Origin of the sequence: Tritonibacter multivorans, from assembly GCF_001458415.1 — a bacterium.
Lineage (GTDB): Bacteria > Pseudomonadota > Alphaproteobacteria > Rhodobacterales > Rhodobacteraceae > Epibacterium > Epibacterium multivorans.
On record NZ_CYSD01000042.1, the window covers coordinates 153,185 to 173,017 of the forward strand.

Annotated in this window: 18 protein-coding genes; 13 read left to right on the forward strand and 5 right to left on the reverse strand. The window is 61.3% G+C overall.

The genetic code is table 11. The features are described 5' to 3' along the window. Positions 1–14: 14 nt before the first annotated feature. The 4 genes from TRM7557_RS16495 (at position 15) to TRM7557_RS16510 (ending at position 2,281) form a co-directional block, all read left to right on the forward strand. On the forward strand, positions 15–380 hold the full coding sequence (locus tag TRM7557_RS16495) for a hypothetical protein (RefSeq protein WP_058291319.1): 366 nt from the start codon (positions 15–17) through the stop codon (positions 378–380). Between the two features lie 109 nt (positions 381–489). Beyond that, entirely contained in the window at positions 490–1,080 is a 591-nt protein-coding gene (locus TRM7557_RS16500; protein WP_058291320.1) for a TetR/AcrR family transcriptional regulator, read from the forward strand. A gap of 175 nt (positions 1,081–1,255) precedes the next feature. After that, positions 1,256–1,930, forward strand: coding sequence for a PspA/IM30 family protein (locus TRM7557_RS16505; RefSeq protein WP_058291321.1), 675 nt, complete (start codon positions 1,256–1,258; stop codon positions 1,928–1,930). Between the two features lie 63 nt (positions 1,931–1,993). After that, the gene (locus TRM7557_RS16510; protein ID WP_058291322.1) at positions 1,994–2,281 is read left to right on the forward strand and encodes a YiaA/YiaB family inner membrane protein; all 288 of its coding nucleotides are present in this window, start codon (positions 1,994–1,996) and stop codon (positions 2,279–2,281) included. An 84-nt stretch (positions 2,282–2,365) separates the two neighbouring features. On the opposite strand, the gene glyA is transcribed toward TRM7557_RS16510, so the two are convergent. Then, complete coding sequence (gene glyA / locus TRM7557_RS16515) at positions 2,366–3,661, reverse strand: serine hydroxymethyltransferase (protein ID WP_058291323.1); 1,296 nt, start codon at positions 3,659–3,661, stop codon at positions 2,366–2,368. Positions 3,662–3,886: 225 nt separating this feature from the next. Between glyA and TRM7557_RS16520 the strand changes: the two genes are divergently transcribed. After that, positions 3,887–4,642 carry an NAD kinase gene (locus TRM7557_RS16520; protein WP_058291324.1) on the forward strand — a complete coding sequence of 252 codons (756 nt, stop codon included), beginning with the start codon at positions 3,887–3,889 and terminating at the stop codon, positions 4,640–4,642. Between the two features lie 219 nt (positions 4,643–4,861). Here TRM7557_RS16520 and TRM7557_RS16525 read toward each other — a convergent pair whose 3' ends face one another. Both TRM7557_RS16525 and prpE read right to left on the reverse strand, forming a co-directional pair. Continuing rightward, positions 4,862–6,310 carry an amidase family protein gene (locus tag TRM7557_RS16525; RefSeq protein WP_058291325.1) on the reverse strand — a complete coding sequence of 483 codons (1,449 nt, stop codon included), beginning with the start codon at positions 6,308–6,310 and terminating at the stop codon, positions 4,862–4,864. An 85-nt stretch (positions 6,311–6,395) separates the two neighbouring features. Further along, positions 6,396–8,285 carry a propionate-CoA ligase PrpE gene (gene prpE, locus TRM7557_RS16530; RefSeq protein ID WP_058291326.1) on the reverse strand — a complete coding sequence of 630 codons (1,890 nt, stop codon included), beginning with the start codon at positions 8,283–8,285 and terminating at the stop codon, positions 6,396–6,398. A gap of 375 nt (positions 8,286–8,660) precedes the next feature. On the opposite strand from prpE, the gene TRM7557_RS16535 reads away from it, so the two are divergent. Further along, the gene (locus TRM7557_RS16535; protein WP_058291327.1) at positions 8,661–9,254 is read left to right on the forward strand and encodes a YceI family protein; all 594 of its coding nucleotides are present in this window, start codon (positions 8,661–8,663) and stop codon (positions 9,252–9,254) included. 57 nt (positions 9,255–9,311) lie between these two features. On the opposite strand, the gene TRM7557_RS16540 is transcribed toward TRM7557_RS16535, so the two are convergent. Next, positions 9,312–11,594 carry an NADP-dependent malic enzyme gene (locus tag TRM7557_RS16540; RefSeq protein WP_058291328.1) on the reverse strand — a complete coding sequence of 761 codons (2,283 nt, stop codon included), beginning with the start codon at positions 11,592–11,594 and terminating at the stop codon, positions 9,312–9,314. Between the two features lie 336 nt (positions 11,595–11,930). On the opposite strand from TRM7557_RS16540, the gene TRM7557_RS16545 reads away from it, so the two are divergent. The 5 genes from TRM7557_RS16545 to TRM7557_RS16565 all read left to right on the forward strand — a co-directional run bounded on the left by TRM7557_RS16545 (position 11,931) and on the right by TRM7557_RS16565 (position 17,061). Next, positions 11,931–12,335 (forward strand): cytidine deaminase, encoded by a 405-nt coding sequence (locus tag TRM7557_RS16545; protein ID WP_058291329.1) that lies wholly within the window; start codon positions 11,931–11,933, stop codon positions 12,333–12,335. 5 nt (positions 12,336–12,340) lie between these two features. After that, a complete protein-coding gene (locus TRM7557_RS16550; protein ID WP_058291330.1) occupies positions 12,341–13,648 on the forward strand; it encodes a thymidine phosphorylase in 1,308 nt (435 codons plus the stop codon). Next, positions 13,645–14,856, forward strand: coding sequence for a phosphopentomutase (locus TRM7557_RS16555; protein WP_058291331.1), 1,212 nt, complete (start codon positions 13,645–13,647; stop codon positions 14,854–14,856). The genes TRM7557_RS16550 and TRM7557_RS16555 overlap by 4 nt, the downstream gene beginning before the upstream one ends. Positions 14,857–14,929: 73 nt before the next feature. Beyond that, entirely contained in the window at positions 14,930–15,562 is a 633-nt protein-coding gene (gene upp / locus TRM7557_RS16560; protein WP_058291332.1) for a uracil phosphoribosyltransferase, read from the forward strand. A gap of 257 nt (positions 15,563–15,819) precedes the next feature. Next, entirely contained in the window at positions 15,820–17,061 is a 1,242-nt protein-coding gene (locus tag TRM7557_RS16565; protein WP_058291333.1) for an SPOR domain-containing protein, read from the forward strand. A gap of 106 nt (positions 17,062–17,167) precedes the next feature. Here the strand turns inward: TRM7557_RS16565 and TRM7557_RS16570 are convergent, their stop codons facing one another. Beyond that, positions 17,168–18,184 (reverse strand): hypothetical protein, encoded by a 1,017-nt coding sequence (locus tag TRM7557_RS16570; protein ID WP_058291334.1) that lies wholly within the window; start codon positions 18,182–18,184, stop codon positions 17,168–17,170. Between the two features lie 117 nt (positions 18,185–18,301). On the opposite strand from TRM7557_RS16570, the gene TRM7557_RS16575 reads away from it, so the two are divergent. Both TRM7557_RS16575 and TRM7557_RS16580 read left to right on the forward strand, forming a co-directional pair. Beyond that, positions 18,302–18,967: a sulfotransferase family 2 domain-containing protein gene (locus tag TRM7557_RS16575; protein ID WP_058291335.1), complete on the forward strand. Its 666-nt coding sequence runs from the start codon at positions 18,302–18,304 to the stop codon at positions 18,965–18,967. A 110-nt stretch (positions 18,968–19,077) separates the two neighbouring features. Beyond that, positions 19,078–19,758 (forward strand): Hint domain-containing protein, encoded by a 681-nt coding sequence (locus TRM7557_RS16580; RefSeq protein ID WP_058291336.1) that lies wholly within the window; start codon positions 19,078–19,080, stop codon positions 19,756–19,758. Positions 19,759–19,833: the final 75 nt, after the last annotated feature.

A 19,833-nucleotide genomic window follows, 5' to 3' on the forward strand; every position in this document is an offset into this window, starting at 1 on the left:
AATGGCCAAGACCGATGCCTGACACGCTGCATGAAGAGATCTTAGGGCTGCAGGCCCAGATAGAGCGGCAGCTGAAGCTGAAAGGGTCGTTTCCGGAACAGGCGCGCCGGGCCAAACGGCATGTGCCGCGCGGCATGCAGAAGCGGTTGGCGACGCTGGCCTCTGCGCTGGAGCTGATGGATCACCCCCGTCTTGCCCTGACGCTGGACCAAAGCGCCTTGCTGCGGGACGTACGGGCCCTGTCTGCCTATTTGAACGACGTGGATCTTGCCGATCGGCGAAGGGGGCGGCTGCTGGACATGGCGACCACGGTTGGCTTTGCCGTTTTGGCGGTGATTGGCCTCTTGGTGCTTGTGCTGCGCTGGCGCGGGTTCATCTGATCTGTCTTGCGCATTTTCGGGCGCGGTTCGATTTCTGCTTTTTAATTTCCTGCACCTGACGTAGGGGTGGTGAACATGGTTCACTCTGGCGCTCGGGAAGGGATCCTCTATGGCCACAGCACGCGAAGAACGCAAAGCGCAGTTGCAGGAAAAGCTGGTCCTTGCGGCGGAAACGCGGATTGCGGCTGCGGGCGCGGGGAGCCTGCGGGCCCGCGATCTGGCGGCGGATGCGGGCTGCGCGGTTGGGGCCATCTACAACGCCTTCGACGACTTGAACGCCATTGTTATGGCGGTGAACGGGCGCACCTTCCGCCGTCTTGGCGCGCAGGTCGAGGCGGCCGTTGCGGGGGCGCAGGATGCCCCGCCTGTTGATCGGTTGATCGTGATGAGCGAGGCCTATTTGGACTTTGCCAGCGACAACAGCCGCCTGTGGCGGGCGCTGTTTGATCTTGAACTGCCGGATGATGCCAATGTCCCAGAATGGTACCGCGCGGCGCTGGCACAGCTGTTTTCGCACATTGCAGGACCAGTGGCAGAGCTGTTCCCCGAACAAGGCGCAGAGGATCAGGCCCTGACGGTGCGGGCCCTGTTTTCGTCTGTGCATGGGATTGTCCTTTTGGGTTTGGAGAACCGGATTTCCGGTGTCCCACCTGCGGAAATCCGCCGGATGATCGCATTGGTGCTGTCCCATTTGTCGTAAATATCAGGCCTAGATCAGGCGAAACATGGCGCTGAGTCCGGTTCTGGGGTCGGGTATTCCTTACCTTTTGGTGATTTCTTGAACATTGTTCAAAAAATAACTTGAACGATGTTCACGAATTTCTTAACTCTGTTTGTGAACGATGTTCATGACATCACAACGCAGGGAGACGACAATGTTCAGAACGCTCAAAACGCTGATGACAGGGGCCAACCGCCGGGCCGAAGCGGAACTGCGCGACCATTTCTCGATTGAACTGATCGAAGAGAAAATCGCCCAGGCCGGGGACAATCTGAAAACCGCCAAGGCCACGCTGGTGGGGTTGATCCAGAAAGAACGCGGCGAGACGCGCCAGATTGCCAAACTGGACCAACAGATCGCAGATCTGACGGCCCGCGCCCAAGCGGCGCTGGAGGCCGGGCGCGAGGATCTGGCAACCACGGCGGCTCAGGGCATTGCCGATATGGAAAATGAACGCAGCCTGCGTCAGCAAACGTTGGAGCGTCTGGAAGGCCGGATCCTGCGTCTGCGCCAGTCAGTGGAGGCGGCAAACCGCCGGATCCTCGATCTCAAACAGGGTGCGATTGCCGCCCGCGCGGTGAAATCCGAAGCCCGCATGCAAAGCCGCCTGAAGCCCGCGCTGGAAGGCCAGCCGATGGATGAAGCGGCCGAGCTGATCGCGCAGGTGATGGGGCAGGATGATCCCTTTGAAGCCTCGGACATCCTCAGCGAAATCGACCGAGGGCTGGCGCCGCAGAACCTGTCTGACACGCTGGCTGATGCAGGATTTGGTGCGCCCACGCGGGCCAGTGCATCGGCCGTCCTGGGCCGCCTCAAAGCTGGCAAGTGAAGACAGCACCCTCACCCGAGTTAAACGCGCCGCAGATGGGCGCACCGCAAAAGGAATATGACAATGACCAATCTTCGTACCGACAACGCCCTGATTATTCTCCTCAATGTGATCGGGGTGGGCGTGGCCTATGCCATGCTGGGGATCTCGCTGTGGCTGTCCACAGACGTGCCGCTGGCCACCAAAGGATACTGGGCGATGGGCGTGCTGCTTTTGTCGCTGAGCCTGATCAATGTGGTGAAATATCGTTTTGATATCCGGCAGAGCGAGGACCGCATTCGCCGCATTGAGGATGTGCGCAACGAACAAATGTTGGAAGAGGCGCTGAAGGACAAGACGTCTGGCGTCTAAGTCTGGAACGGGCTGCGCGCCCTGCCCAAACAGAAACCGCCGCCCGAAAAGGGCGGCGGCTTTTTGTTTCGCGATCTGCGACCCTTAGTGGTTCGGGTACAGCGGGAAGCGACCGCAGAGGTCAGCAACCTTGCCACGCACGGCTTCTTCCACCGCGCCGTTGCCGTCTTCGCCGTTTGCGGCCAGACCATCGACAACTTCGACGATCAGACGGGCGATTTCGCGGAACTCTTCCTCACCAAAGCCACGGGTGGTGCCCGCCGGGGTGCCCAGGCGGATGCCAGAGGTCACGGTGGGCTTTTCCGGGTCAAACGGGATGCCGTTCTTGTTGGTGGTGATGTGGGCCCGACCCAGCGCTTTGTCGACGATATTGCCGGTCACGCCTTTGGGGCGCAGGTCCACCAGCATCACGTGGGTGTCGGTGCCGCCGGTGACGATGTCCAGACCGCCTTTGATCAGCTCGTCCGACAGGGCAACCGCGTTTGCACGCACCTGCTTCTGGTAGGATTTGAACTCGGGACGCAGGGCTTCACCGAAGGCAGCTGCCTTACCGGCGATGACATGCATCAGCGGGCCGCCCTGAATGCCGGGGAAGATCGCGGAGTTCACTTTCTTCGCGATGTCAGCATCGTTGGTCAGGATCATGCCGCCGCGCGGGCCGCGCAGGGTTTTGTGGGTGGTGGTGGTCGCAACATGGGCGTGCGGGAAGGGCGAGGGGTGCTCGCCAGCCGCCACGAGGCCCGCAAAATGCGCCATGTCCACGTGCAGATAGGCGCCAACCTTGTCTGCGATTTCGCGGAAGCGGGCAAAGTCGATCTGACGCGGGATGGCGGAGCCACCGGCGATGATGACCTTCGGGTTGTGCTCCAGCGCCAGCGCTTCGACCTCATCATAGTCGATCAGGCAGTCTTCTTTGCGCACGCCGTACTGAACCGCGTTGAACCATTTGCCGGATTGGTTCGGGGCGGCACCGTGGGTCAGGTGACCACCGGAGGCGAGGTTCATGCCGAGGATGGTGTCGCCGGGCTGCATCAGCGCCTGGAACACACCTTGGTTCGCCTGCGAGCCGGAGTTCGGCTGAACGTTTGCAAATTCGCAGTTGAACAGCTGCTTGGCGCGGTCAATGGCGAGGTTTTCAGCCACGTCGACATACTGGCAGCCACCATAGTAGCGACGGCCCGGGTAGCCTTCGGCGTATTTGTTGGTCAGAACCGAACCCTGTGCTTCCATCACAGCGGCGGAAACGATGTTTTCAGAAGCAATCAGTTCGATCTCGTCGCGCTGGCGGCCCAGCTCGTCTTTGATTGCGCCGGCAAGCTCGGGGTCGCGCTCGGTGAGGCTCTGGGTGAAGAAACCGGGGTCGCGGATGGTCTCGGTCATGATAGCTCCCATGCAGGTAGGGTTGGTTGCGTATTGTCTACGGAATTTCCTATCGGAAACATCGCCACTCGAATAGTTCGAAAGCGTCGCCGCCTGTCATAAAAACGCCTTACCCAAGTTTCTAGGGGCAACAAAGGTGTAACAGTTGGGGAAGGCTGGTGTTTGCGCAAATCCTGTGCTTGTTTCGGAACCTGATGGATCCTACCGGAAACAGGGGCTTAGGACATGAGAATCGCGTTCCTCGCCAGCACGGCACCTGTGGCGCAAACCGCACGCGCTGCTTTGATCGGGCGATATGGCAATTTGCGCCCAGAGGAGGCGGATGTCGTTGTGGCCCTCGGTGGTGACGGATTTATGCTGCAAACCCTGCGGGCAACCGAAGAATTGGACCGCCCGGTCTATGGGATGAATCGGGGCACCATCGGTTTTTTGATGAACTCCTACCAGGAAGGCGATCTGCTGGAGCGCCTGTCGGCGGCGGAAGAAGAGGTGATCCATCCGCTGGCGATGCGGGCCAAGGACCGGGCGGGCGGCATTCACGAGGCCCGTGCGATCAATGAGGTGTCGCTGCTGCGGGCAGGGCCACAGGCGGCGAAGCTGAAGATTTCGGTGGATGGGCGGATGCGCATGGCCGAGCTGGTCTGTGATGGGGCGCTGGTGGCGACCCCTGCGGGATCTACAGCCTATAACTATTCCGCGCATGGTCCGATCTTGCCGATTGGGACAGATGTTCTGGCGCTGACCGCGATTGCGGCGTTTCGCCCGCGGCGCTGGCGGGGGGCTTTGCTGCCCAAAAGCGCCACGGTGCGGATTGACGTGCTGGATGCGGCCAAACGCCCGGTCATGGCGGAGGCGGATTCCGTGGCTTTCCGCAATATTGACTGGGTCGAGGTGCAATCAGACCCCAGTGTCAGCCACCGCATTCTGTTTGATCCCGGTCACGGGTTGGAAGAGCGGCTGATCTCTGAGCAGTTTACCTAGGCACTTGCGGCTGGGTTGGAGGGCCTGCGCAGGGCGCAGGCTGCCTCCGGCGGGGATATTTTTAAAAAGATGAAGTGAGAGCCGTCTTGGAATTGATCCGGGGGATCAATTCAGGCTCGAACGGGCGGAGCCCAGCCGGTCCACGCAGTGGCAAACGACCTGAGGCGTCGCTTGAGCTGCGAACGGGCGGAGCCCCATACACCTGCCCGTCCGGCGGCGTCAGCGGTTTGTCTGACTTGAGTGGCTGTCCATATGGGACCAGAGTGTTTTGGCCACGGGCGGGATGCGGGATTCGATCGATTGCATGGCTGCCACGGCCAGATCTTCGCGCCAGCGGGGAGCGGCGATCTGGACATTGATGGGCTGTGGGCCTTTGGGCATGTGTGCGAGATGGGTTGGCAGGCAGCCGGCAGGCAGGCCGAGGAAATTCATCCCATAGGAATAGACTGCGCATCCCAGCACATCATGGGCACCTTCGACCCCTTCGGTGTCACGGTCCGGGGCAAAGAAGGGATGGGGCAGGAAAGGCATCAGCACCAGCGGATAGTCCTGCTGGAACAGCGCCCAAGCCCGCGCATAGTGGCTGCGTTTTGCCATCATGCGCAGCAGATCATCGCCGGTGATCGGCTCGAACTCCTGGAAGTAGGTATTGAACATCGCCTTGATGGTGTCGGAGCCGTAGGTGTCGATGTCCGGTTTCAGCAGGCTGGCGATTTCACCCATAAGGGCGCGGTAGCCGTTGCGGCCGATTTCGAACATATTGGGTGGCTCGACCTCTTCCACCACATAGCCAGCGTCCATCAACGCGTCGCGGGCGGCCAAAAGGGCGGTCTCGACCTCTGGGTGGAGGTCATAGCCATGGGGGTTGCGGGTGAAGGCGACTTTGATGGGGACACCCAGCGCTGCGCCGTGCCACGGGACCGGTGCGTGAAACGGGTCGCGAGGATCGGGGGCGATCAGGCTGGGCATGGCGTGCGCCAGATCATCCGCCGTGCGGCACATGAGGCCCTGAACGCTCATCATTTGCGCCAGAAGCCCGCGTTCGCTGCGCTGGCTGGGGTTCCAGGCGGGCACGCGCCCAAGACCCGGTTTCACGGTGACGGCACCATTGGCCGATGCCGGAAAGCGCAGGCTGCCGCCAATGTCATTGCCATGCGCCAGCGCGCCAATGCCTGCCATCACCGCCGCGCCGCCGCCGCCCGAGGAGCCCCCGGCCGAGATATGCCGCCCCCAAGGGTTATGGGTGCGACCGAACAGCGGGTTGTCGGTGTCGGCGCGGAAGGAAAACTCGGGCGTATTGGTGCGGCCAATGACGACCGCGCCTGCGCGCAGCAGGTTTTCGACGACGGGGGCGTCGGCGGGGGCGATCAGATCCTTGAAGGCAAGAATGCCGTTGGAGGTGGCTTCGCCCTTTTGATCCACATTGATTTTGATGGTGACGGGCACGCCGTGCAGCGACCCGCGATCAGAAGCGGGCAGGGTGTCGAGCAAGGCTGCGCGGGCCATCGCATCAGCGCGCGTGTCAACCACCACGGCGTTCAGGTCCGGGTTCACGGCATCCATGCGACCAAACGCGCTGGCCACGGCCTCCGTTGCGGTGATGTCGCCTGCGCGGGTCAGGCGGGCAAGCTCTGCCGCGCCAAGGGTCCAAAGTTCTGCACGGCTCATGCATGTCTCCTCTTTCAGGAAGGAGACTATCCCGCTTGCCTGTCAAGGCAAGCGGGCAGGGCGGGTTCCGCAGGGGAATGCGCGATTATTGGGCGTAACCAAGGCCTTTGAGCGCCACGGTGATTTCGTCCAGAATCGCCGGGTCGTCGATGGTGGCGGGCATTTTCCACTCTGCTCCATCAGCGATGGACACCATGGTGCCGCGCAGGATCTTGCCGGACCGGGTCTTGGGCAGGCGGTCCACCACGCAGGCGATTTTGAACGCCGCGACCGGGCCGATCTTTTCTCGTACCAGTTTCACGACGTCATTCACCACCTCAGCGTGATCCCGGTCGCAGCCAGCATTCAGACAGAGGAAGCCCACCGGCATCTGCCCTTTGAGCGCATCTGACACCCCAATCACCGCGCATTCGGCGACGTCTGGGTGACCGGCGAGGACCTCTTCCATGCCGCCCGTGGACAGGCGGTGGCCCGCGACATTGATGACATCATCGGTGCGCGCCATGATGTAGAGATAGCCATCCGCATCCTTCATGCCCGCATCACCGGTCTCATAGTAGCCGGGGAAGGTGTTGAGGTAGCTTTTCTTGAACCGCGCCTCGGCGTTCCAGAGGTTCGGCAGCGTGCCCGGCGGCAGCGGCAGTTTCACGGCAATGGCGCCCAGCGTGTCCGGCCCAACCGGGTGGCCCGCGTCATCGAGGATCTCGACCTGATAGCCCGGCATCGGCACGGCAGGGGAGCCCGGCTTGATCGGCAGTTCCTCAACGCCCAAGGGATTGGCAGCAATGGCCCAGCCGGTTTCTGTCTGCCACCAATGGTCGATCACCGGCACGTTCAGGTGTTTCTGCGCCCATTCAATGGTGTCTGGATCGGCGCGTTCGCCAGCCAGATAGACCGCTTGCAGGCCCGAGATATCATAATCCTTGACCAGCGCGCCTTCGGGGTCTTCGCGTTTGACGGCGCGCAGGGCGGTGGGGGCGGTGAAGAAGGCTTTGACCTTATGTTCGGACATCACCCGCCAGAAGGTGCCAGCATCCGGCGTGCCTACCGGTTTGCCTTCGAACACAATGGTGGTGTTGCCGTGGATCAGGGGGCCGTAGCAGATATAGGAATGCCCCACGACCCAACCCACGTCTGACGCCGCCCAGAACACGTCACCGGGGTCGACGTTATAGATGTTCTTCATCGTCCAGTTCAGCGCAACCAGCTGGCCGCCGGTGTGGCGGATGACGCCTTTGGGCTGGCCGGTGGTGCCGGAGGTATAAAGGATATAGGCCGGGTGGTTGCCCTCAACGGGAACGCAGTCCACCGGCTGAACACCGTATTGGAACCCGTGCCAGTTGACATCGCGGCCCTCGACCAGCTGCGCAACTTCCTGTTCGCGCTGAAAGATCACGCAAAAGTCCGGCTTGTGGTCGGCAAGGTCAATGGCAGCGTCCAGCAGGGGTTTGTAGTGCACAATCCGCCCCGGTTCGATCCCGGCAGAGGCAGCGATGATGGCCTTGGGTTTGGCATCATCAATGCGCACGGCCAGCTCATTGGCCGCAAAACCGCCAAAGACCACTGAATGCACCGCGCCAATACGGGCGCAGGCCAGCATGGCCTCCAGTGCTTCGGGGATCATCGGCATATAGATAATGACACGATCGCCTTTTTCCACGCCCTTGGCGCGCAGGGCGCCGGCCAGCGTGGCCACGCGGTTGCGCAGCTCCACAAAGGTAATCTCGCGTTTGGTGTGGGTTACGGGGCTGTCGTGAATAATGGCGACCTGTTCACCGCGGCCTGCGTCCACATGGCGGTCCACCGCATTGTAGCAGGTGTTGGTCAGGCCATCGGCAAACCATTCATAAAGCCCGTCACCTTTGTCGGTCAGCGCTTTGGTTGGGGGGCGGTGCCAGGCAATGGCCTCGGCCGCCTCCATCCAGAATGCCTCGGGGTTGTCTTGCCAACGGGCATACATCGCGGCGTAGGTCATCGCTGTCCTCCTCATGTCTCCTCTTGGGGAGGGAGCCTAGGGGGAAGGCTGACGCCGGGGCAAGGATCTAGAGCGGCAGGAGGTGCAAATCCGCGAAGTTTTCTGCCTTTTTCCGACGTGAAGATTGCAAAACTTTGCAAACCTTTCCTGTTTGTCCGCTATCAAAAGAAAAAACCGCGCGTCTTGCAAAGTTGCGAAGTAAATATGTACCTGAGTTGCAAATTTCCGAGTCGGTTTTGACGGTGGTGTGATCGCGTTTGAGCTGCGACGTGTGAATAGTTTTTACCTTTGACGTGTTCTTCTGAGGACGGGTGCCTGATCGGCCCAGTCATATTGCGTGCAAGTTTCACGCGCTTTCCAATCAGGAGACAGCCAATGAATGTGAGAACCCGCCTTGCCCTTCGCCTTTTGACCTTTGTGCCCCTTGGGGTGCTGTTTGCCGGCGCTGTGTCTGCCGCGCCGCAAACCTATGAGTTCGACCAAAACCGCAGTCAGGTCGGTTTTACCTATGCGCTCAATGGCAGCCCGACCGATGGTGTCATGCCAGTGGGGGCGGCGGACTTGCTCATTGACCTCGACAATCTTGGGGCCAGCCGCATTGACGTGGTTCTGTCGCCGCGCAAGGCCCGTGCGGGTTTTGTGCTGGCAACTGAGGCCATGCGCAGCGCTGATGTGCTGGCCGCGCGCAGCTATCCTGAAATCCGCTTCCAGACCACGCAGATCACCGGCTCTGTCCGGGCGGCCAAAGTCACCGGTGAGCTGACCTTGCGCGGGGTGACACGCCTGGTCACCTTGGACGCGCAACTGTTTCGTCAGGCAGGCAGCGCGGTCGGTAGCCATGATCACCTGTCCGTGCTGCTGACGGGCAGTTTGGATCGCACCGATTTTGGGGCAACCGGATATCCGGATCTGGTCGGACCCCAGATTGATCTGCGGATCCTCGTGCGCATGGCGCGCAGCGGCGTCTAATTAAAAAGGGCCGCCCGAACGGGCAGCCCTGTGCTTTGGCTGTGGTCGGATACGGGCTTAGCCGTAGTGAGCCACAGGCGTGCCTGCAATGGCGGCCATGTTCAGCAGACCGCGGGCGGTGATCGAAGGCGACACGATATGGGCGCGGTTGCCCATGCCCATCAGGATCGGGCCGACCTCAAGGCCACCTGCACGCATCTTCAGAATATTGCGCACGCCCGAGGCCGCATCTGCATGGGCAAAGACCAGAATATTTGCAGCACCGGGCATCCGCGAATTCGGGAAGATCCGCTGACGCAGCTCCGGATCCAGCGCGGTGTCGATGTTCATCTCGCCTTCGTAAAGGAAGTCGTGGGTTTCCGCATCCAGCAGATCAATCGCCGCGCGCAGACGTTCGCCGGTGTCGCAGGGAATGTTGCCGAACTGAGACTGCGAACACAGCGCCACCTTGGGCTCGATGCCAAAGCGGCGGGCGTGGCGGGCTGCGCCAATCACGGTTTCCGCAATCTGCGCGGGCGTCGGCTCAATCCGGACCTGCGTGTCGGCAATGAACAGCGGGCCGTCTTCGAGGATCATCAGCGACAGCGCCCCATGCGGGGAGTAGTCGCCGCGCCCGAGGATCTGGTTCACATAGTTCAAGTGCCAGCGGTATTCGCCAAAGGTGCCGCAGATCAGGCTGTCCGCATCACCCAGATGCACCATCAACGCGCCAATGGCAGTGGTGTTGGTGCGAGCAACGGCGCGGGCAATGTCCGGGGTGACGCCGCGGCGCTGCATCAGCTCGTGATAGGCGCCCCAGTAGTCGCGGTAGCGGCTGTCCTGCTCGGGGTTCACGATCTCCAGATCCGCGCCGGGGCGGATGTCCAGACCCAGCCGTTCGCAGCGCGTGGCGATCACATCAGGGCGTCCAATCAGGATCGGGGTCTCAGTTGTTTCGCGCAGCACCGACTGCGCCGCACGCAGCACCCGTTCGTCTTCGCCTTCGGCAAAGACAATGCGGCGCGCGCCTTTGCGGGCGGCTTCAAACACCGGCTTCATCAGTAGGGCAGATTTGAACACGCTCTGGTTCAGCTTGGCCTCATAAGCCTGCATGTCCTCCATTGGGCGTTCGGCCACGCCGCTTTCCATCGCAGCCTTGGCCACGGCGGTCGACACCACGGCCACAAGGCGCGGGTCAAAGGGTTTGGGGATCAGATAATCCGCGCCAAAGGTCAGCTGTTCGCCCTGATAGGCAGCGGCTGCTTCGGCGCTGGTGGTCATCCGCGCCAGCTCCGCAATACCTTCGACGCAGGCGATCTGCATCTGGTCGTTGATTTCCGTCGCCCCCACATCCAGCGCGCCGCGGAAGATGAAGGGGAAACACAGGACGTTATTGACCTGATTGGGGAAATCGCTGCGACCGGTGGCAATGATTGCATCGGGCGCCACTTTGCGGGCCTCTTCCGGCATGATTTCCGGGTTCGGGTTGGCGAGCGCAAAGATGATCGGGCGCGCGGCCATTTTAGCGACCATTTCGGGCTTCAGCACATTGGGGCCAGACAGGCCCAGGAACAGATCCGCGCCATCAATGACATCATCCAGCGTGCGTTTGTCGCTGGCCTGGGCAAAGGCGGCCTTGTGCGGGTTCATATCCTCGGTCCGGCCTTCATAGACGAGCCCGTGAATGTCACACAGCCAGATATTTTCGCGCTTCACCCCCAGCTTTACCAGCATATTGAGGCAGGCAATGCCCGCCGCGCCGCCACCGGTGGAGACGATTTTGATGTCCTCGAACTTCTTGCCCGTCACATGCAGCGCGTTTTTGGCGGCCGCGCCCACAACAATCGCGGTGCCGTGCTGGTCGTCGTGGAAGACGGGAATGTTCATCCGCTCGCGGCAGAGTTTTTCGACAATAAAGCAGTCGGGCGCTTTGATGTCTTCGAGGTTGATGGCGCCAAAGGTCGGCTCGAGCGCGCAGACAATATCCGCAAGCTTTTCCGGGTCGCTTTCGTTGACTTCAATATCAAAGCAGTCGATGTCGGCAAACTTCTTAAACAGAACCGCCTTGCCTTCCATCACCGGCTTGGACGCCAGCGCGCCAATGTTTCCCAGCCCCAGCACCGCAGAGCCATTGGAGACCACCGCCACCAGATTGCCGCGCGAGGTATAGCGCGCGGCATTGGAGGCATCGGCTTTGATCTCGGTGCAGGCCTCGGCCACGCCAGGGGAATAGGCGCGGGCCAGATCAGAGCCATTGTTCATCGGCTTTGTGGCGCGGATTTCCAGTTTCCCGGGGCGGGGTTGCTCGTGATAACGCAGCGCCGCATCACGCAGCGACAAGCTGGACTTGGTATCAGACATTGAGGGGGCCTCCAAAAGGTGTTGGTTTAATATTAAACTACTTTCCCAATGAGGGAAACCGGCATTCTTGACCCTAGGTCCGACATTGCGGGTCATTGCGCGTCGGTTTTGGTGTCTTGACGGAGAACATGGGCGGGGGCGGTGGCCTTCTGGGTTGAGTTTCCACCGCTACACGCGCAGACTTGCAGCAGATGCCCCTGAAAACCAATGGTTTGGACCTTCTAAATAGTACTATTTGCGACCGGGGGCTTGCATGCGCGCTGGCCTTCCGGCAAATGACTTTACCAAATGGTCAAAAAGTGCCCTGCGCACCCATCTGAACTCGGAGCTGTATAAATGTCTCTTGGCAAATCCCTGCGTGAAGCTGCGGCCGCGGTGCGTGAAAACGCCCATGCGCCATATTCCAATTTCAAAGTCGGCGCCGCGATCCGGTCCGCCTCTGGCAAGGTTTACATCGGCTGTAATGTCGAAAACGTCGCCTATCCCGAAGGCACCTGCGCCGAAGCGGGCGCAATTGCAGCGATGGTTGCAGCAGGTGAAACCGAACTGGTCGAAGCCTATGTCATCGCCGACTGCCCAAGCCCGATCCCGCCCTGTGGTGGCTGCCGCCAAAAGCTGAAAGAGTTCGGCAAAGGCGATGTCAAAGTGACGCTGGCCACCACCGAAGGGACTGAAATGGAGACCACAGTAGGCGACCTTCTGCCCGGCGCCTTTGATGCAGGTCACATGGAGCGGAGCTAATCCAGATGGACGCACGCAGCATTATCGCCCAGGTCCGGCAAGGCGAAACGCCAACGGAGGCTGAAATCACTTGGTTTGCCGAGGGCCTCGCCAATGGGGACGTGACAGATGCGCAGGCTGGCGCTTTTGCCATGGCCATCTGGCAGCGCGGCATGTCGGTGGACGCCCGCCGCGCGCTGACGGCGGCAATGCGCGACAGTGGTGATGTGCTGACATGGGATCTGCCGGGGCCGGTGGTGGACAAACATTCGACCGGTGGAGTGGGGGACTGTGTTTCCCTCCTCTTGGCGCCGGCCTTGGCGGTCTGCGGGGCCTATGTGCCGATGATCTCGGGTCGGGGTCTGGGGCACACCGGCGGCACGCTCGATAAGCTCGAGGCTATTCCCGGTGTCAACACGCAGGTGTCCGAGGATGACCTGCGCCGGATTGTGGCCGAGGTCGGCTGCGCCATTGTCGGCGCGACCGGGGCAATCGCACCGGCGGACAAACGTCTTTATGCGGTGCGCGATGTGACGGCGACGGTGGACAGTGTGGATTTGATCACCGCCTCCATCCTGTCGAAAAAGCTGGCGGCCAGCCCCGAAGCGCTGATCCTGGACATTAAGATCGGCTCTGGCGCCTTTATGAAGACGCCGGAAGAGGCGCGCGAACTGGCGACCTCTTTGGTGGAGACGGCCAATGCGGCCGGGTGTGCCACCCTTGGCATGATCACCGATATGAACCAGCCTTTGGTGCCCGCCCTGGGCAATGCGCTGGAGGTCGCCGAGGTCATGCGCGCCCTGTCGGGGGAACGCCGTGGCCGGATCCTTGAGATTACTGAGGCGCTGGGGGGCGTGCTGCTGGCGCAGGTGGGTTTGGCTTCTGACGCAGACGACGGGGCGGCCAAGATCAAGGCAGCCTTGCGGGATGGCCGGGCAAAGACTTGTTTTGCCAAGATGATTGCGGCCCTTGGGGGCCCGACGGATTTTGAGGACAACTGGCTGGCGCATCTGGCGGTTGCACCGGACGTTGTGGAGGTCCGGGCCGAGGCAGACGGCTATGTCACTGCAATGGACGGCGAGGCGCTGGGTCATCTGGTTGTCCGTCTTGGCGGCGGACGTCTGACCGAAAGTGACGAGATTGACCCCGCCGTGGGCATTTCCGATCTGTTGCCGCTTGGCGCGGTTGTGGGGGCGGGCGATGTGATCGCCCGCGTGCATGGCGCCCGCGCGGATGTGGTGGCTGTGGAAGCAGAGCGCTTGCGGGCGGCGGTGACTGTATCGCCTGAGGTGCCCGTGGTTCCAGCGCTTTTGGTGGAAAGGCTTGGCGCATGACGCGTGCGTTTCTTGTGGTGATGGATTCCGTTGGCATTGGCGGTGCGCCGGATGCGTCGGCATTCTTCAATAAGGATCTGCCGGATCTGGGCGCCAATACGGTGGCACATATTGCGCAGGCCTGTGCCGAGGGGCGGGCAGAAGAGGGCCGTTCTGGTCCCTTGCGCCTGCCGAATTTGGATGCGCTGGGGCTGGGTGCTGCGGCGCGGCTGGCTTCTGGGCAGCCAGTTCCGGGGTTGACCCGTCCGCCATCCGGGCTTTGGGGCTGCGCGGCAGAGGTCAGTGCGGGCAAAGACACGCCTTCGGGCCATTGGGAGCTTGCCGGGCTGCCGGTGCCCTGGGATTGGTGCTTCTTTCCCGAAGAGGGACCCGCCTTTGACGCCGATCTGGTGGCCCATGTATGTGCGGCTGCGGGCACGGCGGCGATCCTGGGCAATTGCCATGCCTCTGGCACGGCGATCATTGCGGAACACGGGGCCGCGCATATGCAAAGCGGCCTGCCGATTTGTTATACGTCCGCAGACAGCGTGTTTCAGATTGCGGCCCACGAAGAGAGCTTTGGCCTCGACCGGCTTTTGAAACTCTGTGAAGACGTGGCCCCCTATCTGCACGATATGAAAGTTGGTCGGGTGATTGCGCGTCCCTTTGTTGGCACCGCCGAGGAGGGGTTCACGCGCACCACCAATCGCCGCGATTATGCGATCAAACCTCCTGCGCCGATCCTGACGGATTGGGTGCAGGCCGCCGGCGGTAAGGTCCATGCGATTGGCAAAATCGGTGACATCTTCACCATGCAAGGCATTGATACCCTGAAAAAAGGGTCCGATGCCGAGTTGATGAAACATCTGTCCGACGCCATTGACACCGCAGAGGACGGCAGTCTGACTTTTGCCAATTTTGTCGAGTTTGACAGCCTTTATGGCCACCGCCGCGATATCTCGGGTTATGCCCGTGCGCTGGAGTGGTTTGATGCAGAGATTGGCAAAATCCTACCTCGTCTGCGCACAGGCGATGTGATGGTGCTGACTGCGGATCATGGCAATGACCCCAGCTGGCCGGGCACCGATCACACCCGCGAACAGGTGCCGGTTCTGGTGGCAGGTGCGGGGCAGGGGGCAATTGGGGCGCGGGCCTTTGTGGATGTGGCAGCCAGCCTGGCGGCCCATTTGGGGGCTGACGCTCAAGGGCCGGGCCAGAGCTTTTTGTGAGCAGGGAAAAACCCGCTTGCCTGTACGGGCAAGCGGCGCGTAATAGGGAGAAAATCCCATTTAGGAGCTGCACATGTCCGAGCATCTGACCGTCGTCGACCACCCGCTGGTCCAGCACAAGCTGACCATCATGCGGCAGACCGAGACCTCCACTGCGGAATTCCGTCAGCTTCTGCGCGAACTGACCCAGCTTCTGGCCTATGAGGTCACCCGTGAGCTGCCGCTGACCACCACCACCATTGAAACCCCGATGGAGAGCATGGAAGCCCCCATCCTAGATGGTAAGAAATTGGCGCTGGTATCGATCCTGCGGGCAGGCAATGGCATGTTGGACGGTGTTCTGGAGCTGGTGCCGTCTGCGCGTGTGGGCTTTGTGGGTCTGTACCGCGATGAGGAAACGCTGGAGCCGGTGCAGTATTACTTCAAGGTGCCCAAGCAGATCTCTGACCGCATGGTGATCGCGGTGGACCCCATGCTGGCAACCGGCAATTCATCGGTGGCGGCGATTGACCTGCTGAAAGAAGCAGGCGCGACGGATATTCGGTTCCTGTGTCTGCTGGCGTCGCCCGAGGGCGTGGCGCGTATGAAAGAAGCGCATCCGGATGTGCCGATCATCACGGCGTCGCTGGACCGCGAGCTGAACGAGAAGGGCTATATTCTGCCGGGTCTTGGGGACGCGGGCGACCGGATGTTCGGCACCAAGTAATCCTGTCTTTGCCGTTGCGCCCCGGTCTGGCTTGGATCGTGGGCGCAGCGGCGCTTTGCACAGCGTCAAATGTGCGTTTTTCAGGCGACGGTTCCCCGGTATTTCGCCTTATTTTTGCCAGCATTTTCTTTACTCGCTCTCCCAACTCGGGCATCCTTGCGCCATATTTAGCGGGGCAGAGCATGAAAATAACTAGAATTGCGGCACTATCCGTTATCTTGGCGTCTACGGCCTTGTCACCCCTTTTTGCGCAGGGTTTGCGCACCAAAGGGGCTCCGGCTGAATTTCCGCCGGCGTCTTATGCGGGCAAGCAATATGTGGACAGCCGAGGCTGCGTCTATATTCGGGCAGGTCTGGATGGCAATGTGACCTGGGTGCCGCGCGTGGACCGGTCTCGCAAACATATCTGTGGCCAGCAGCCAAGCCGTGTGCAGGGGGCCACCACCAAGGTGCAGCCACGGGCTGTTCAACCGGTAGAGTTGATCACCGTAGAGCCGACCGACCTGCCGCCGGTATCCCCCACCGCAAAGCCAAAGGCGGCTGCATCCGCCACCGCTGTGCCTGCTGCCAAGCCAGCTGTGCGTCCCAATCCGTTGACAACGACAGCGCGCAAGGCGAAGCCCGCGACGACACCTGTGGCGAAACCCGCCATGAAACCCGTGGTTCGCAAGGCCGCCCCAGTTGCAAAGAAGCCATCGGTTGCGCCGGTGACCGCAACACCGCCCGCTGGTCAGAAAAGCTGCCCGGGGGCATCGGCCTTGAGCCAGCGCTATATCAATCAGGGCAGCGGCGTGCGCTGTGGCCCGCAGGACGCCGATCCTTTGTCCGCATTGCCACAGGGCAATGGTCTGCGCGTCTATCCGGCGCATGTGTATCAGGAACGTCTGGCCTCGCGCGGCATTGAGGTGCCCAAAGGGTATCGTCCGGTGTGGCAGGATGGTCGGATGAACCCGCTGCGCGCGCAAAGCACGCTGAAGGTTGCCACACCAAAAGCCGTCACCGATGTGCCCGCGGGCTATGCGCTGATGGACCGCAACGACGACCGTCTGAACCTGCATCGCGGCCCGCGCAGCGCCGAAGGGGACGCGCAGATGGCGCAGTTCTGGACCAATCATCGCGGCATGCTGGTGCCGGTTGCGCAACCGCTGGACCGCCCGGTCTATTCCGCCAAGGCGTTGCGGCAGCAGGGTCAATATGCAGCCGCTGGGACGGTGTCGCGCCGTGCGACCAATACCTCTGGTGGCTTTGAGGAACAAACAGCCGCCCAGCCCGCCGTGCCGCGCTATGTGCGCGCACAAGGCTTTAAAACCCGAAGTGACGCGGTTGCTGCCGCCAAAGCACTGCGGGCTGCCACCGGTCTGCCTGTCCGCCTCGGCACATCGCAGGCAGGGGGCGGCAGGCCGCATGTGGTTCTGGCCGGGCCATTCACCGACCGGGCAGAGGCGGCTTTGACCCTGGTGCGCAACTCTGGCCATTCAGGTGCGCGGCTCAGCAAGTAACCGCCGCGTCTGCGCGTTTGACGGAAAATGAAAAAAAAGGGGCCTAGGGTCCCTTTTTTGCTGGTCTCTCTTGGTATTCGGCGGCGGCGCAGACGCGCCCCCGTGATCAGTCGCAGATGTTTTGCAGCTGCACCCAATCGCGGTCGCTCATGATGCCACGGGTAGGTTGACCGGGCACACCCATCGGGTCGGCTTCGATCAGGCCAAGGGTGGTTTCGCCGGTCACATCCTGCGCGTAGGCATAGGGGGTCGAGGGCACGCTTGCATCTTTGAAGGCCGCCAAAAGCACCTCGTCGGGCAGGCGCGGGCGCTCTGTAGCAAGGCTGTGTTCGACAAAGCGATCCAGCACCTCGCGGCTGAGGTCACCGGTGGTAAGAAGTCGGAAGCTGGCTCTTAGCCCGCCAATTTCCAGAATGCCTGCAAGCGGATCTTCTGCCCTTGCGCGGGCCCGTTCGACAACAAGGGCACCGGCGGCCACTGCGGGGTCTTCGTGGTCTTCGACGAGGCTGCGGTTCAGCAGGACAATGCCGCCGGGCAGGGCGAGGCTTTCGGTGACCCCGTCGCGCAGGATCACCACGCGTTCGACCCCGGTACGGGCGGCCAGCGCACGCAGAATGGGGGCGGTCTCTGGGCTGGTGCAGGCCCGTCCAGCGACGCGCTCAACCCGGCCCAGCAAGCGCTGACCAATGGATTGGCGCTGCACCTCTGGCACCACAGAGAGGGTTTGCTGATACATGGCACTGGGCAGGCCAAAGACCAAAAGCGCCACAGTCGCGGCAAGCACAGAGAGACCGCCCAGCATGCGCAGACGTCCGGGGTGCGGGCGCGCCTTTTCAATGGCGGTCTGCAGCTTATCGATCGCCTCCAGCATCATGGCTTCGTCTTCGCTCAGCTCCAGCGTTTCGCCGGCGTCACCATCGGGGTGGAACACCGCCGGATACTGGCCCGGATTGGCGCGGATCACCGCGACAATAGACCAATGGGCCAGAGGCTGATCCTTGAGATCGGAAATGGTCAGCGTGGCATCGCCCAGCGACACGATCACATCGCGTCGCTGTTCGCCTGTCCCCGCCCGCCAGAGGCCTGCGGCCTCAAGCCGTTGAAATTCCCGCAAAGCTGTCATTCGGCCTGTCTGCTCTTTGCTTAGTTGTATGACCAAAGGTCTATCACGACAGGGCAGGGGGCGGCAAATGGCTTTGCACCTCTTGCCTTTGTTTGATGCGCGCGACAGGGTGACGCCATGATCCTGTCCCGTGGCCGTTCCTATGTCTTTATCCATATTCCCAAAACCGGGGGGACGGCGCTGGCGCTGGCGCTGGAGGCCCGCGCCATGGCCGACGATGAAATGCTGGGCGACACGCCCAAGGCGCTGAAACGTCGGCGGCGGTTACAAGGGGCGGATGCCCGGGGGCGGTTGTGGAAACATTCGACGCTTGCGGATATTGAAGGCCTTGCCACCTGCGAAGAGCTGCGGGGCCTGTTTGCCTTTACCTTGGTGCGCAATCCCTACGACCGGGTGGTGAGCTACTATCACTGGCTGCGCACGCAGCGCTTTGATCACCCGGCTGTGCCTCTGGCGCAGACCCTGTCCTTTGAGGCTTTCGTCTGTCATCCACAGGTTGCGGCGAGCCTAAAGGCGAACCCCTATACATCTTATATGCGCCAGTCGGACGGTCAGGAGCATTGCAACCTCTATATTCGGCTGGAAACCTTTGCTGAGGACGCGCAGCCGCTGTTCGATCACTTGGGATTCTCGTTTGAATTGCCACTTGTGAACGAGTCGCCGCGTCAAAGGGATTGGAGAAAATACTATACAGAACAGGCGTTTGAGGCAGTGTCTCGGGCTTGTTCTGACGATATTGGCCAATTTGAATACTCTTTTAACGAATTCCCACTATCCCTTTGAGAGTGCCGCGCTCCCTAAGCGCACGCGCAATGCCTGACGTGGTTTGTTAAAACTTTAATCACGGGACAGGCCGACACAGAAGCTGTCCTAGGGTTGAAAGGAACGTAGACATGTTTGATTGGTTCGAAAAGAAATCTGCCTCTCCGATCGCAGAAGGGTTCACCACCCGCCATGACATGGTTGCAACCGGTCACCCCGGTTTTATCGCAGGTACAATGGTCGCCACCGCGCAAGGGTGGCGCGCGGCTGAGGATCTTCAGCCCGGTGACATGGTTCTGACCTTTGACCACGGCATGCGTCCGGTACAGGCGGTGCGTCGCGAAACCAAATACCTCGATGATCGCTGCGAAAACGCCAATATGTCGGCCGTTTACATCCCCCGCGATGCGCTTGGCAATCGCAGCCCCCTGTGGCTGCGGGCAGATCAGGGTGTCCTGATCGAACACGATCTTCTGGAAGATGCGCTTGGCGATCCCTTTGCGGTGGTTCCGGCGTGCGCGCTGGAAGGCTACCACGGTATTTCCCGCGCCCCGATGCAGGTCACCATGGATCTGGTCACGCTGTCCTTTGATGAGGACGAAGTTGTCTATATCGAAGCTGGTCTTCTGGCCTTCTGCCCGGCGCAGATGGATGCGGTGCAGCTGGCGGCAACGGACGGCAATATCTACACCGTTCTGGGCACCACGCAGGCCCGCGAACTGGTGATTGACATGATTACCGAAGAAAGCTTCTGGACACCTGCCGAAACCGGCACCGGTGGCCATGGCGCCCCGCAATACGCCTACGCATAACGTATTCCCTCCACAAAAGACCCGCCCTCCACCACTCACCGAAATCCCAGGCGGGGTTGTCTACACAGATCTCTC